General features: G+C 42.6%; 15 protein-coding genes and 1 pseudogene. 4 read left to right on the forward strand and 12 right to left on the reverse strand.

Annotated features, from left to right (window positions below; translation table 11 throughout):
- Window positions 1-93 precede the first annotated feature (93 nt).
- A complete protein-coding gene (locus tag sps_RS06105; protein ID WP_077751231.1) occupies window positions 94-1,221 on the forward strand; it encodes an ISAs1 family transposase in 1,128 nt (375 codons plus the stop codon).
- A 541-nt stretch (window positions 1,222-1,762) separates the two neighbouring features.
- On the opposite strand, the gene sps_RS06110 is transcribed toward sps_RS06105, so the two are convergent.
- The 9 genes from sps_RS06110 to sps_RS06150 form a co-directional block, all read right to left on the reverse strand.
- A complete protein-coding gene (locus sps_RS06110) occupies window positions 1,763-2,224 on the reverse strand; it encodes a hypothetical protein (protein WP_077751728.1) in 462 nt (153 codons plus the stop codon).
- Window positions 2,225-2,282: 58 nt separating this feature from the next.
- Window positions 2,283-3,200, reverse strand: coding sequence for an IS5 family transposase (locus sps_RS06115; protein WP_077750614.1), 918 nt, complete (start codon window positions 3,198-3,200; stop codon window positions 2,283-2,285).
- Between the two features lie 35 nt (window positions 3,201-3,235).
- Entirely contained in the window at window positions 3,236-3,712 is a 477-nt protein-coding gene (locus sps_RS06120) for a hypothetical protein (protein WP_149027226.1), read from the reverse strand.
- A 55-nt stretch (window positions 3,713-3,767) separates the two neighbouring features.
- Complete coding sequence (locus sps_RS06125) at window positions 3,768-3,995, reverse strand: helix-turn-helix domain-containing protein (RefSeq protein WP_077751730.1); 228 nt, start codon at window positions 3,993-3,995, stop codon at window positions 3,768-3,770.
- A 9-nt stretch (window positions 3,996-4,004) separates the two neighbouring features.
- Complete coding sequence (locus sps_RS06130; protein ID WP_077751731.1) at window positions 4,005-4,553, reverse strand: DUF2975 domain-containing protein; 549 nt, start codon at window positions 4,551-4,553, stop codon at window positions 4,005-4,007.
- Window positions 4,554-4,754: 201 nt separating this feature from the next.
- Window positions 4,755-5,378 carry a homoserine/homoserine lactone efflux protein gene (gene rhtB, locus sps_RS06135; RefSeq protein WP_077751732.1) on the reverse strand — a complete coding sequence of 208 codons (624 nt, stop codon included), beginning with the start codon at window positions 5,376-5,378 and terminating at the stop codon, window positions 4,755-4,757.
- Window positions 5,379-5,420: 42 nt separating this feature from the next.
- Window positions 5,421-6,377 (reverse strand): serine/threonine dehydratase, encoded by a 957-nt coding sequence (locus tag sps_RS06140; RefSeq protein ID WP_169915691.1) that lies wholly within the window; start codon window positions 6,375-6,377, stop codon window positions 5,421-5,423.
- Entirely contained in the window at window positions 6,370-6,552 is a 183-nt protein-coding gene (locus sps_RS06145; RefSeq protein ID WP_169915693.1) for a RidA family protein, read from the reverse strand. Before sps_RS06145 ends, sps_RS06140 begins: the two co-directional genes overlap by 8 nt.
- Before the next feature lie 8 nt (window positions 6,553-6,560).
- Window positions 6,561-6,833, reverse strand: a complete 273-nt coding sequence (locus sps_RS06150; protein WP_077751735.1) for a RidA family protein — start codon at window positions 6,831-6,833, stop codon at window positions 6,561-6,563.
- 163 nt (window positions 6,834-6,996) lie between these two features.
- Between sps_RS06150 and sps_RS06155 the strand changes: the two genes are divergently transcribed.
- Both sps_RS06155 and sps_RS06160 read left to right on the forward strand, forming a co-directional pair.
- Window positions 6,997-7,884 carry a LysR family transcriptional regulator gene (locus sps_RS06155; RefSeq protein ID WP_077751736.1) on the forward strand — a complete coding sequence of 296 codons (888 nt, stop codon included), beginning with the start codon at window positions 6,997-6,999 and terminating at the stop codon, window positions 7,882-7,884.
- A 76-nt stretch (window positions 7,885-7,960) separates the two neighbouring features.
- Window positions 7,961-8,587, forward strand: a pseudogene (locus tag sps_RS06160) (tyrosine-type recombinase/integrase); the annotation flags it as partial.
- Between the two features lie 652 nt (window positions 8,588-9,239).
- Here sps_RS06160 and sps_RS06165 read toward each other — a convergent pair.
- The gene (locus tag sps_RS06165; protein WP_077751738.1) at window positions 9,240-9,449 is read right to left on the reverse strand and encodes a hypothetical protein; all 210 of its coding nucleotides are present in this window, start codon (window positions 9,447-9,449) and stop codon (window positions 9,240-9,242) included.
- A 241-nt stretch (window positions 9,450-9,690) separates the two neighbouring features.
- Here sps_RS06165 and sps_RS06170 point away from each other — a divergent pair, with 241 nt between their 5' ends.
- Entirely contained in the window at window positions 9,691-10,701 is a 1,011-nt protein-coding gene (locus tag sps_RS06170) for a D-alanine--D-alanine ligase (protein WP_077751739.1), read from the forward strand.
- Between the two features lie 100 nt (window positions 10,702-10,801).
- Here the strand turns inward: sps_RS06170 and sps_RS06175 are convergent, their stop codons facing one another.
- Both sps_RS06175 and sps_RS06180 read right to left on the reverse strand, forming a co-directional pair.
- Window positions 10,802-11,542: a substrate-binding periplasmic protein gene (locus sps_RS06175; protein WP_077751740.1), complete on the reverse strand. Its 741-nt coding sequence runs from the start codon at window positions 11,540-11,542 to the stop codon at window positions 10,802-10,804.
- The gene (locus sps_RS06180; RefSeq protein ID WP_237158094.1) at window positions 11,529-13,217 is read right to left on the reverse strand and encodes an ABC transporter substrate-binding protein; all 1,689 of its coding nucleotides are present in this window, start codon (window positions 13,215-13,217) and stop codon (window positions 11,529-11,531) included. Before sps_RS06180 ends, sps_RS06175 begins: the two co-directional genes overlap by 14 nt.
- Between the last annotated feature and the right edge of the window lies 1 nt (window position 13,218).

Raw genomic sequence — 13,218 nt, forward strand, 5'->3', positions numbered from 1 at the left:
GGTCAGATCGTGAACGTTATTTGAGCCGTTTCAGCAAAATATTGACCTGATCAAGTGCTTGTGATCTTATACTCCTTTTTAAGGAGTCTCATTATGTATATTGAATCATTCAAAGAGCATTTTGGCGCGATTGACGACCACCGCCAAAGTGCAAAAATCACCTATCCATTGTTCGATATATTGTTCGGTTCTCTTTGCGCTGTTATTGCAGGTTCGAATGGTTGGTTCGATATCCGAGAATACATTCTTGGTCACCACCATTGGTTCAAAACGCAAAAAATGTTTACAGGCGGGATCCCTACTGACGATACAATTGCTAGAACAATTTCTGTGATTAATCCTGATAGTTTTAACGAGTGTTTTCTAGCATGGATGCAATCGGTTCACCAGCTAACTAATGGGGAAGTCATTGCGATTGATGGAAAAACGCTACGCGGCTCATATAATCGTGATGACCGAAACAGCACTATTCATATGATAAGTGCTTATGCTTCAGCAAATAAGCTGGTACTTGGTCAATTAAAATCAGACCAAAAAAGTAATGAAATTACGGCAATCCCAGAGCTTTTAAAAATGCTAGATCTACGCGGAGCGCTAGTGACAATCGATGCTATGGGCTGTCAAACGGCTATTGCTAAAGCGATCATCGACAAAGGTGGTGATTACCTACTGGCTGTAAAAAGCAATCAAGGCCACTTAGCTAAAGCGGTAAATCAAGCTTTTAGTCAGCATCGTTCAGCAGGCTTAAGTAATGATGATTTCAATATAGAAACAGGCCATGGTCGTATTGAAAATCGAACGTGCTATGTTTTAAATTCGGCTGAACTCGAAGGTGATTTCTCACGCTGGGAAGCACTCAAATGCATTGTTATGGTTGAAAGTTTTAGGGCGGTTAAAGGTAAGGCGATAAGCCTTGAATATCGTTACTATATTAGTTCGAAAGAGTTATCAGCAGAGCAAGCCTTAAGTGCTACTCGTGAACATTGGGGTATCGAGTCAATGCACTGGGTCTTGGATGTCAACATGAACGAAGATACATGCCAGATATACAAAAATAACGGCGCTGAAAATCTAGCTTACTTGAGGCATATGGCTCTCAACATGCTTAGAAAAGAACCGACCAAACTCAGCATCGTTGGTAAACAAAAGCGCTGCTTAATGAATCCTCAACATCTAGAGAAAGTTTTACTCGCTGGATTATGTAGCTCGACTAAAAAATAAACACTCATGCGGTCGCCCTGTGCTAGCGGGGCAGCTATGATTGCAGATATCATGATAATTTGTAATTGTACTTTTTTCATTTAATTTATTCTCTTTGTTACATTGCTTAAAAATAATAATAACGCCGCCACAAGTTGTAGGGTATATGGCGTTAATTAATTCTGATTCCTTCTTATAAAGATAGTCAAATATGGATATTCATTGATTAATGATTATTTAACTAAATTCATTATATGATTAACCTGAACATAATTCGACATTAGTAAATATGCCATTATCAATAATCCCAAAAATAATTAACTAGGTATTATAATTCCCTCCCGCGATGGAAACAACATCAGCTCTTTTAAATGTTCGAGGGGATCATTAAAAATAACATTCCAATAAAAATAAAATCGATTAAAGCCAATAGTTAAAGTAACGTTCGTTCTTTCTATTTAAGACTAGTTGATTCAACGCTAAAGATAAATATAACCTACATAATAAACTTCGTGACACAGTAAATAGACGATATCTCAGAAACATTATTCCCTTACCTTTATCAGATATTTATCTGAAAGGTTTTTCTATGATAGCTGTTGGTTAAATAAACCATAGCAGCACTGACAGCTAATCCAATCACAACCAATTCAAGCGTAAATTGCGATATACTTAAAATACGATCCATCGTGTTCTCTATTGTTGAGAAGTAGAGGTAAAAGAAAAATTTGGCACCTGCTTGGGTTAGAACCATTAAAGCTAGAATTGTTTTAAGTGATAAATCAGCAAAACTAGAACGGCACCCTTTAGATATTAAATAACAAATAAATAATGCAGCCAATACAGGCTCAATAAAAGTAATTGATGCAATCACATCCACTTGCCATGGATAGGGAGGAATGAGTATTGCTGAAGAATTCGGTTCTTCGACAAAAACAAGTAATGAATGACTAACGTCTTGTAAAGCTGATTGCAAATATAGAAATGCGAGAGCAGAAATTCCCCCTAGTATCAGGTAATCCACACGGCGTTGTTGATCAAATCCTCGCTATAGATGCAGCTACTCCAAGGGTTTGAGCTAACTAGGCAGCCTGTTTCCTAACTGGCATTCCTAGTCTTATGACTTTGTTCATTGCCTTTACACCTGCCAGCGCTTCACCTACTTGAGCATTATAATCTCGTAGGCTAAGTTTCGGACTAATTAGTTGCTTATATCGGTACATTGCTGTTTCAGATAGTGACCGTAAGTGATAGTCATTTTCCTTCTTCCATTGCGCTAACTCATTATTTTTGAGGGCTCTCACAGCCTCGTTTCGAGGGTGCCCATCCTCCCAAAACCCAGCACTGCTTCTTGGTGGGATAGTGGGTTTGCAACCTTTACGCTGAAGGAGTTTGTGACACGCTTTGGTGTCGTATGCTCCATCAGCAGAAACTTGTTTAATCTGTCTTCTTAACGGCTTGATTAATGTGGGTAACACTTCATTATCAGCAACGTTAACCAGAGTGACTTCTGCTGCTACGACTTCATGCGTATTAGCATCTACTGCGAGGTGTAACTTACGCCAGGTACGACGCTTTTCTTTACCATACTTTCGAGTCTTCCATTCTCCCTCGCCGTAAACTTTGAGGCCCGTTGAATCAATCACTACATGTGCCACAGAGCCACGACTCGGTGAGCGATATTTGATATTTACGGTCTTGGCACGTTTGCTAATGCAGCTATAGCTTGGTGAGGTTAGTGGCACATTCATAAGCTGGAAAACCGAGGTAGTGAAACCTTCTAGTGCTCTCAGTGATAAGTTGAATACACCTTTAACAACCAATGCAGTTTCAATAGCAACATCAGAGTAAATATACCCACGGCCACGGCGGCCGTGATGTTCAGAGCAACACCAAGAGCTAATGGCGTGCTCATCAATCCAAAAGGTCAAGGACCCTCGATTAATCAATGCCTTGTTGTACTGAGACCAATTGGTCATTTTACGCTTAGCTTTACCCATCTTGATGTTTCCAATAACCACATTGGAAGATCAGATCACATAAGCTGCAAAAGGTTCAATCGATTTAGGAAACAAGGCCAATCCACACACCAACGTTGGATTTTGGGAGTACGACTAATGAACACCATAGCAGCAGTCAAAATTAACGTCATAAGCAACTGCGGTAAGTAAGTGTAGATCCATTGAAAAATGTACTTCTGATCCATCACGTAGCCAGCGGTCAGAGGTAACCGGATTAAGAGCTGTTGCAGGGCTCCCATCGTAATAAAAACAATAGCCCAATGCCTAACAAAACTTGCTGTATTCATCAACGTAAATACACTTTTTGTCACCCATAACGCACCAAGACTTTGAATTACAAACATGGCAACATCTACCCACTTTGGTGGCTCCCATGCAGGGTAGCTAACACCTAAATGAGTCATTTGAATATGTACATTAACAGCAATAAGTCCAGTGAGAAATAAGTACCCCGTTAATGCTAACAGTGATTTAATATTCAGGTTTATCATATTGATCTCGATAGGAAAAAATTGAAATTTCCGAGTTATTAAGTTGAATTTACATTTAGGCATATGAGTCAATTTCTGATTTCGGTTCGTAAACTAAAATATCCCCAGGCTGACAATCTAGTACTTCACAAATCTTTTCGAGAGTACTGAAACGTATTGCTTTCGCTTTGCCATTTTTGAGGATTGATAAGTTTTGCTCAGTCACACCAACTAGCAGAGAAAGATCTTTCAAACGCATTTTCCGTTTGGCCATCATCACATCAAGATTAATCGTAATGTTCATATCTATTCCTTAAATGGTATGTTGATGTTCATCAGTGATTTGCTGGGCTTCTTTCATAACCCAAGCAATAGTTAGAACAATGAAACCGCAAAGTATAGACATGGCATCTAAGCCAACAAAAGAAAGTGCTAGCATTCGCTCGCTAGGGGGATTATTAAAGCTCAGCTCGACAGAGATCAGGCCGCTGTAAACAAAACTACCTATTGCCCAGTAAAAGAAGACAAAACCCAGCTTTTGGAAATACTTGGCAGTATTTACCGTAAACACTTCGGCTTTTTCATAGCTCTTAAACAATTTGACCAAAATACCCAACGCATAAACCAAGATGCCACATGGCAGCATACTGGCTAAAAAGGCCCATAGTCGTGTCGACATCGTTAACGGTTCTTGTGTGAATGAAGCAATATCGTACCCAAGTTGAATGATACCCATCGACACCAGGAAGTCATTTTCCGATTGGACAGATAGCCAGAAACACAAATTCATAATAGGTAATAGTACCATTAGAAATTGAAGGATTAATCGAATTCGGTGGCTGTAAGTTTGAATTTTTTGCATGGTTTTCTCCTCTTTGATGAGCACTAAGGTAACATTAACAAAATTAAACCCAATAATTAATTTTCGATAAACGATAATTAATTAGCGAAAAGCATGACACCTATCAACCATCCTCCCATATCAGAACAGACAATTTAAGTTATCACGCAGTGCTGGAAAGTTGCTAAAATACTGACTCATAATCACTTCGCTGTTTTCACGTTAATTTCTGCTAACCACCGCCAGTAAAGTTCCGGCGCCAATAAACATACTGCCAAAAATTCTGTTTTGAATCATCACGTGGCGTCTGCTCCGTACTAAATGAGCAACTCTGGAAGCCATTAGTGCATATCCCACCATTACCGTCATATCAACGAAGACCAACGTGCTGCCAAGGATCAGCATTTGATGTAAATGTGGAGCTGTTGGATCGATAAACTGAGGTAACAATGCCACCAGAAAAACGATGCTTTTAGGGTTGGTAATATTGACAAAGATTGACTGGCTAAACACTTTCCATATGCTTGTACCATGTCGATTTTCTAATCCAGTGCAGTAGTTGGTGCTTTCTCTGAATTTCTGGACTCCCAGATAGATCAAATAGAAAACACCAACCCACTTAATTGCAAAAAACATCGCATCAGACTGAGCGAGCAATACACCGAGCCCCGCCCCAACGACGGCAATATTAACTATATTCCCAACCTGTAACCCAAGGTTAGAGATTAAGCTCCCCCTAAGGCCATATTTAATCGTTATAGACATCGTATTAACCGCCCCAGCACCAGGGGATATCGCCAATATTATGCAGGCCATTAAAAATGCCAACCATAAATCAAAGTTCATAGATTAATCCTGATGAAACATGCCGAGCTTAGTTAAGCCAACTTATTTCCAAATAGCCTTAAAAGTGTCTGCATCCATATTTCCTCCAGAGAGGATCACTAGGAGAGTCTGGCGCTTATTGCTGGCTTGGTTATCTAGCCATTTTTTGCAAGCAACCATCGCCACAGCGCTCGTTGGCTCGACGGTCACCTTAAGGTGAGAGAAAAGCGTTCTTGTCCAGAGTAGTATCTCCTCTTCACTTGCCAACATAATGTCATCGAGCTGCTTGATCTGGTGAAAAGTACGCTCTGAAACTTCAAGTGTCCGGGCACCATCAGCGATTGTTTCAGGAGACAGGCTGAACCCGACTATCTCCCCTTTGTGATAGCTCTGATAGGCATCATTTGCTAGCAGAGGTTCACCCCCAATAATTCGGGACGAAGGAGAAAGCAGCTGGGCAGCTAGAAGAGTACCGCTGATTAAGCCACCTCCACCAATTGGCGCAAAAATAGCTTCAGGTTGTAGCCCTTCCAACAAAACCTCGTAACAGCTGGTCCCCTGACCAAGTACCACTGAATGGTTGTCATAAGGGTGAATAAATGTAGCCCCTTGAGCTGCAAGCTGCTGAGACAACACTTCTGCTTCTTTTCTATTATCAGTAACAACCACATTAGCTCCTAGATATCGTGTCATCTTTATCTTGAAATCTGAGGCTGTTTTGGGAATATATATTGTTGCTGGAATATCTAGCTTTTGGCAAGCATATGCCACAGCTTGGGCATGATTCCCTGAACTGAACGTAACGACTTGCTCTGGTGTTCGCCCCTGCTCCTGTAAGGTTAACAAGGCATTTAATGCACCTCTGAGTTTGAAGGAGCCCGTTGCCTGTGCACCTTCAAATTTAAAGAATATATTCGCATTAAGTAGATCGTTAATGTATTCGTTTGTCAGTAAAGGCGTAGCCTTAATGTGTGGCTGAATTCGCTCGTAGACGGTTTTAATATCTTTGGCATCAAACATAACTTGTCTCCAGTTCAAAAATAGCATCAATTTCAATGGCGAACCCACTAGGTAAGCTAGCAACGCCCACCGTTGTGCGGCTGTGAACTTCTCGGTTACCAAGCCGATCAAGCAAATACTGAGAAGTGCCATCAGCCACTGCAGCATGTTGGGTAAAGCATTCCGTGGTTTGCAAATAAAGATTCAATTTGACACTGATTTTATTCGGGTCAGATCCCCATTACAGGCTTCATAAACCTGATTAATAATATTGATTGCACACAATTTGGCTGCGAGCTGTCCACACTCCACGTTCAGCTCTTTTCCTAGCCTGTCGTAGATGGCAACCTCACTATTAATACGGACCGTCTGACCGGAAACATATAAGTGATCGTCGACAAGTTTATAGCTTGCATAACGGCCTGAGGGTCGATTTAGTATCGTGAGATCAGATTCTTTTATTTGAGTACTGAGCATTCAATGATTTCTTCATTTGTTCCGTCGGTTCATCGCGTTAATAAATTAAATATTAATTGGATAGCTGTAGCTGTTCTGGACTTAAACAGCAATTGGGGCTAGTTTAGTGAAAGTTGTTCATTAGAAATACTATGTTTATGATTTTTTGTTCGTAAGGAAAACTATGGATACTCGGTTTCTTGATAGTCTGATAGCCGTTGCAGAGGAAGGGTCTATTGCCGGTGCAGCAAGGGCACAACTGATAACCGCAGCTGCAGTCAGCCAAAGAATTCAGGCGCTTGAACGAGAGTTTAAATGTAAGTTATTCAGCAGGGCTGGAAACACGGTACAGCCAACGGATGCTTGTTTAACGATTATTCCAAAGGCTAAATCCCTAGTCAGGGAGGCTCGTGATCTAATTGAAATAGTTCAAGATTCAGGGCTCAATGGCACATTAAGGATCGGGGCGAACTCGACCTCCTTGACTGCTTTTATTCCAGCCACACTTAAGTCAATTCGCGCATCGGTACCTGAAGCAAAATTTCATATCACCCCGGGCAATTCGATAGATTTATATCGGAGCCTTATCAATGGTGATATTGATGCTGCAATAATGGTTATGCCACCCTCAGCTATTCCTAAGTCGTTGAGGTACTGGGTACTGAGGGATGAACCCTTGGCTTTACTTCATCATAAAAGCATCAAGGGAACCCTTACCGACATTCTTGATAACAAGCCTTATATCCGGTATGACCCAAGCTGTTGGGGAGGCCAGATGCCTGAGTTATTTATGGTTGAAAAAGGGATGACCAAAAATACCATCTTCGATCTAGATTCACTTGAAGCGATTGCTCAACTGGTTTCTGAAGAGGTTGGAGTGTCAATGGTTCCGATCTGGGCTGGATTAGAGCTGTTTGATGAAACCATCACCACGCTGCCTATCCCTGATAAAAAATACCATAGAAAAATGGTGTTAATGAGTGCTTATCACCCCAGACAACCAAGGCTGCTAGAACTATTTATGAAGCACTTGGGCGAACTAGACTCGGTTGATTTACAGAAAGATCTGTAAGCTCAATTACAAGGCTTTGTTGCAGCACTAAAACTACGTAGTCTTTTGGTACGGTTAGTCGGCCCAGTAGAACGGACCTATCGTCTTGTCCACATCAGAGATATCTCTGGTGCTAAATCAGCTTTCTGGGCGCAATAGGTTAATCATTGAATTCTTATTTGGCAGTGGATTACGCATTCAGGATATCGATATGGAGCACTGTGCACTCACAGTTAGAGATGGAAAAGGCCATAAAGATAGGCAGACAATCCTCAGTCACAAGTGCGCTGTTAAGCTCCCCTCCTATATAAACGCAGCGCGTGATATTCAGCTTAAGGATAATACAAATGGTATCGGTCCTTCTTTGCCGAATGCGCTAGAACGTAAGTATCCTAACGCATTTAGACAAGCAGGATGGATGTTCATTTTCCCTTCAACTACCACTTGTGATAATCCATACACCGGAACACATTGTAGACACCATTTACATCAGAGTGTCATTCGAAAAGCACTTGGTGTAGCTGTACGAAAAACCAATATCGTCAAACGCGTCACTTGCCATACTTTCAGGCATAGCTTTGCGACTCATCTACTTCAAGCTGGTCGAGATATAAGAAGTGTTCAGGAACTGCTTGGCCACAACAATGTCAATACAACACAAATCTACACTCATGTGCTAGGCCAGCATTACGCAGGAACGGTGAGCCCCTTAGATAGTCTGTAACGTGAGGATATCAACAAAACGAAATTAGATAATGTATTACAAAGAGGTAACCGCAGCATTTAGCAAAATGCTCACACTAACTGGTAATAAGGAAAAAGTGAGTTACGGAACACTAGCCATAACCACAATAGAAGAGAGAAATAACCGAGTGTAGATGCGACTGCGAGATTCCAAAAGAGATTTTTGGTAGAGCCCACATGGCCAATTTTGTTCCATACAAAATTTGGCATTTCCTCCATCCCTGGAGGTCAGACAGACTCTAAATGAAATCAAGAATTGGCGACTGGCAGAATCTTCTCGAAATAAAGAGTGCACAATCCTCGCCGGACAGGCGTTAGGTTACAATGAAGGTACGACCTTCAATGACATATTCCAACAGCACAGGTCACTGGAGTCCGGTTCAAAAGGTCTACCGGAATGACGAAAAGTAGCGACCAAAAAAAATGAACCAAGATGAAAATGTAATAAGACTTCATTTTAAGGCTAGCAAGCCTATTGTCTTAAAGCCATGAATCCATCGGATCCCACAACACTAATATCAATCGCCGTATCATTAAGCATCGAGCCCCAAGCATTTCCCCGGTAACTGAAAAGCGAGGTCATAAACAAGCGTTTAATGGCTGCAATACACAAGGTACGGAGCTACCGATCCCTAAAACTTTTCTAACATGGCCTCTTCATTGATTAAATAGAGACACCGTGCCAAACCACCATGACAGGACAGTTCCTGCAGTTTAGTGTCTTCTTCGGGAAACCATTTCTGTATCACAGCTAATATTTCATCGGCCATTGCGGTTACATTCACATCGCCCGTTGCAGTCTCACTCGAAATTTGTATTTGCAGTTTATTATTTATATCCAAAACAGCTACCCTATAGAGATTAACTAAGCCCAATTATCCGAGTCATGACCTGGATAAAAAAGCCGATCAACATGTTAATGCGACCTAAGCGTTCACCTCCTTAAATTCACCACATAGATAAATCTACTCAGCATAGAAAATCACCACTTAGTGCAGAAGTTTGGTGTCAGTGGTTGCAATAAATAACCATCGCGTCATAGTGAGCCTGCAATTGATAAAACTGTCAGGATATGGAGAGACAATGAGCCAAACGAATCTACTATTATTATGTGGTGGCGGTGGGGATGAACATGCAATCTCATTGATGTCAGCGAAATTTTTTGAGACCTCATTGGCCAAACTTGCCCATATAAACCTATTGAAAGTCGAACTTGATGCACAGGGCCATTATCGAACTAGCGACGGTGAACTCTGTGAACTGACCAATCGCAAACAAATACGTTTCGATGACGTGAGTAAAGTATCCTGGCCTGTGGATTACGTCATTCCCTGCATTCACGGTTACCCTGGAGAAACAGGTGATATTCAATCCTATTTTGAGCTGATCAACTTGCCCTATTTTGGTTGCGATTCAGAAGCGAGTCGTAATTGTTTCAACAAAGTCACGGCTAAGATGTGGTTCACGGCACTTGGGATCCCCAATACCCCTTATATTTTCCTCAATGACTTTAATGATGACGCTATCAATCAAGCCAAGCGGGCTTTAACATCTTGGGGCTCGATATTCATCAAGGCCGCGTCACAAGGCTCATCTGTTGGTTGTTACCGTGTAGACAGCAAAGAGGAATTAACTGAGTCATTGAAGCAAGCTTTCAACTATTCGCCTTATGTCATCGTCGAAAAGACCATTGAAGCCAGAGAGCTTGAAGTGGCCGTATACGAGAAAAACGGCGAAATTATCGCGACTCAGCCAGGTGAGATCATCTGTGGGACAAATACCTTCTACACTTTCGATGAAAAGTACGCCGAGAACAGTCAGGCCGAAACCAAAGTGGTTGCCGATATCAGTGAGAGTGTGAGCCAGGAGATCCGTGAATATGCAGTCAAGGTATTCAAAGGCATGAAACTCAGTCACTTGTCCCGTATCGACTTTTTCCTCACCCAAGACAACGAAATTCTTCTCAATGAAATTAATACTTTCCCAGGGCTCACCCCTATCTCCATGTTCCCCAAGATGTTACAGAATCATGGCGATGATTTCAGCGATTACCTCAACCGCAACATCATGGACCAACTGAGTAAGAACGTCTGATTGTTCACTCCGGCCACATCATACTGTGGCCGGTCTATATTTCCACGCTATATTCGAGATTTTAAAACTCCACTCTATATTTACATTCTGTATCTTAGTCCTATATTTCCACGCCATATTCAAGATAGAGCTCACTCATATAGCCATCACGGTACATGCTGGTCAATGCCTTATCCAGCTTCAGCTTTACCTCCAAGGACATCTCTCGATTACATGCCATTGCCCGCAGTGAAGTGTAGAAAATAAGCTCGGGTTCACCGAAGTTCATTGCCTGTTTCAGCATCTGCTCTCGGGCACTGATCAACTCTGCAGCCCAGAGTTCAATTCTGGCACGCTTAAGCTTACGTAAGTTTTGTGCACTCACAGAGGCCAGCTCGACGTTGAAACCAAGGTCAGTGAGATACTCTCCTATGCCACTGCCCAGAAAACTCCCTATCTTATAAGGTTTAGCATCACTGAGCGTAGTTAGGGGAATGATGACATCATCTCGGCTGTAGAGGCCATAACGCGATACCAGTACCGGACTTATCCAGTGAAAACTTGCTTCCCGCTCCTGACTACGTCCAACGGGAAGCACGCAATGGCCTGGCATCCTTTCTGTGGTTATGATGGCTCGTTTAAGTGGGATAAACTTAAGTTCATATTGAAGGTCAGTACGGGAAAATAACTCCTTGAGCATATCCACCAACAGGCCTTTATGTGTCTTACCAACCTTTAAGGCGAAAGGCGACTCTTCATAGGTGAGGATCTGCAAGGTTTCTGCCTTCAAAGATAAAGCACTGAGGAAGATGATAGTTAGCAGAACCGTTAAAAGACGAGTAACACCTTTACTTCCACACATTAATCGCCTCCTCATATTGAAGGGTTCTGCCCTTGGCCTGCTCGGTGATTTGTTGCTTAGGCGCCCCGGTTTTCTCAAGCCAGAATTCACGTGTAGATTTAGGATTTAACTTAGGCTCACAGCTTATCCCATTATTGTCGGCGATTAATGCTAAATGCTCATCCACTGCGGCGGCAAAATTGTCCATGCCATTCTGAGTGGTAACCTTACCCTCTATGATCTGTGAAATATATTGCCACCAATAGTTAGCGAGCCCCGGATAGTCCGGTACATTAGTCCCAGTTGGCGTCCATACATCCCGGCCTCGACTTCGATAAAACTCCACCAGACCACCAAGATGGGGGGCGCGTTGTGTCATGACCTCCGAGTCAATATCCGATCGCCTAATGGGCGTCAGCCCCACTAAGGTCTTCCTGAGAGAAACAGTCTTAGAGACTACAAACTGAGCATAGAGCCAAGCTGCCTGTTGTCGCTTCAAAGGCGTAGATTTGAGTAACGTCCATGACCCCGCATCCTGATAACCTGATTTCATTCCCGCCTGCCAATACTTACCCACAGGCGACGGTGCCACACGCCATTTAGGGGTGCCATCTTGATTAACCACAGGTAAGTCAGGTTTAGTCAGATCGGCAACAAACGCTGTATACCAGAAGATCTGTTGGGCGATTAACCCTTTTCCTGGCCACTCTCCGGCCTGGGTAAAGTTGAGGTGTATCGACTCTTCCGGCGCAAATCGGTTTAACCAGTAGATAAATTTATCCACCGCATAAACTGCCGCCGGACCGTTTAACGCACCACCTCGTTCGACGCTGGCTCCGGCTGGATGGCATCCTTCTACGCGTATTCCCCACTCATCCACAGGCAAACCATTGGGTAAGCCCTTATCCCCCACGCCAGCCATGGACAACCAAGCATCTGACATTCGCCAGCCTAGGGAAGGGTCTGTTTTAGCATAATCCATATGACCATAAATGCGTTTGCCGTCGATCTCTTTAATGTCTTCGCTGAAGAACTCGGCTATATCTTCATAGGCCTGCCAGTTCTGCGGCACACCGAGTTCATAGCCATAACGGGATCTGAATCGTTTCTGGAAATCCTTGCGGTTGAACCAATCATGCCGATACCAATAGAGGTTGGCAAACTGCTGATCTGGTAGCTGATACAAGTGACCATCGGGACCCGTGGTAAATTTAAGTCCGATAAAATCCTGTAAATCTAACGTCGGTAAGGTGACACTTTCTCCCTCAAGTTGCATGAAATCAGACAGAGAAACCACGGCATTAGATCTAAAGTGAGTCCCGATCAGATCGCTGTCGTTAATATAAGCATCATAGAGGTTTTGCCGAGTCATAATTTGAGCCGACAGCTTCTTTATCACATCGTCTTCACCGGTTAACTCATGCACTACATGAATGCCGGTGATCTCATAAAAAGCCTTAGCTAAAGTACTCGCTTCATACCAATGGGTCGCTATTCGCTCGGATACCACACGGATTTTCATACCGACAAATGGCTGACTGGCGGAAGTAAACCAAGCCATCTCTTGCATCTGCTCGTCTAAGGTCAATGTCGATGGCTGGAACTCATTGTGCACCCAATGCTCCGCGGCATTTGATTTAGGATCAAGCTCCGCGGTAACCGCAAAACTAGTGAACACTAAAAAGAGAAATAACATT

Origin of the sequence: Shewanella psychrophila (assembly GCF_002005305.1) — a bacterium.
Classification (GTDB): Bacteria; Pseudomonadota; Gammaproteobacteria; order Enterobacterales; family Shewanellaceae; genus Shewanella; species Shewanella psychrophila.

What these genes read in the sequence shown, in the direction of transcription:
- sps_RS06150 (WP_077751735.1), bottom strand. Translation starts at nt 6,833, where the DNA reads ATGCTCAGTACTCAAATAAAAGAATCTGATCTCACGATACTAAATCGA.
- sps_RS06105 (WP_077751231.1), top strand. Translation starts at nt 94, where the DNA reads ATGTATATTGAATCATTCAAAGAGCATTTTGGCGCGATTGACGACCAC.
- sps_RS06140 (WP_169915691.1), bottom strand. Translation starts at nt 6,377, where the DNA reads ATGTTTGATGCCAAAGATATTAAAACCGTCTACGAGCGAATTCAGCCA.
- sps_RS06125 (WP_077751730.1), bottom strand. Translation starts at nt 3,995, where the DNA reads ATGAACATTACGATTAATCTTGATGTGATGATGGCCAAACGGAAAATG.
- rhtB (WP_077751732.1), bottom strand. Translation starts at nt 5,378, where the DNA reads ATGAACTTTGATTTATGGTTGGCATTTTTAATGGCCTGCATAATATTG.
- sps_RS06115 (WP_077750614.1), bottom strand. Translation starts at nt 3,200, where the DNA reads ATGGGTAAAGCTAAGCGTAAAATGACCAATTGGTCTCAGTACAACAAG.
- sps_RS06155 (WP_077751736.1), top strand. Translation starts at nt 6,997, where the DNA reads ATGGATACTCGGTTTCTTGATAGTCTGATAGCCGTTGCAGAGGAAGGG.
- sps_RS06170 (WP_077751739.1), top strand. Translation starts at nt 9,691, where the DNA reads ATGAGCCAAACGAATCTACTATTATTATGTGGTGGCGGTGGGGATGAA.
- sps_RS06180 (WP_237158094.1), bottom strand. Translation starts at nt 13,217, where the DNA reads ATGTTATTTCTCTTTTTAGTGTTCACTAGTTTTGCGGTTACCGCGGAG.
- sps_RS06130 (WP_077751731.1), bottom strand. Translation starts at nt 4,553, where the DNA reads ATGCAAAAAATTCAAACTTACAGCCACCGAATTCGATTAATCCTTCAA.
- sps_RS06175 (WP_077751740.1), bottom strand. Translation starts at nt 11,542, where the DNA reads ATGTGTGGAAGTAAAGGTGTTACTCGTCTTTTAACGGTTCTGCTAACT.
- sps_RS06120 (WP_149027226.1), bottom strand. Translation starts at nt 3,712, where the DNA reads ATGATAAACCTGAATATTAAATCACTGTTAGCATTAACGGGGTACTTA.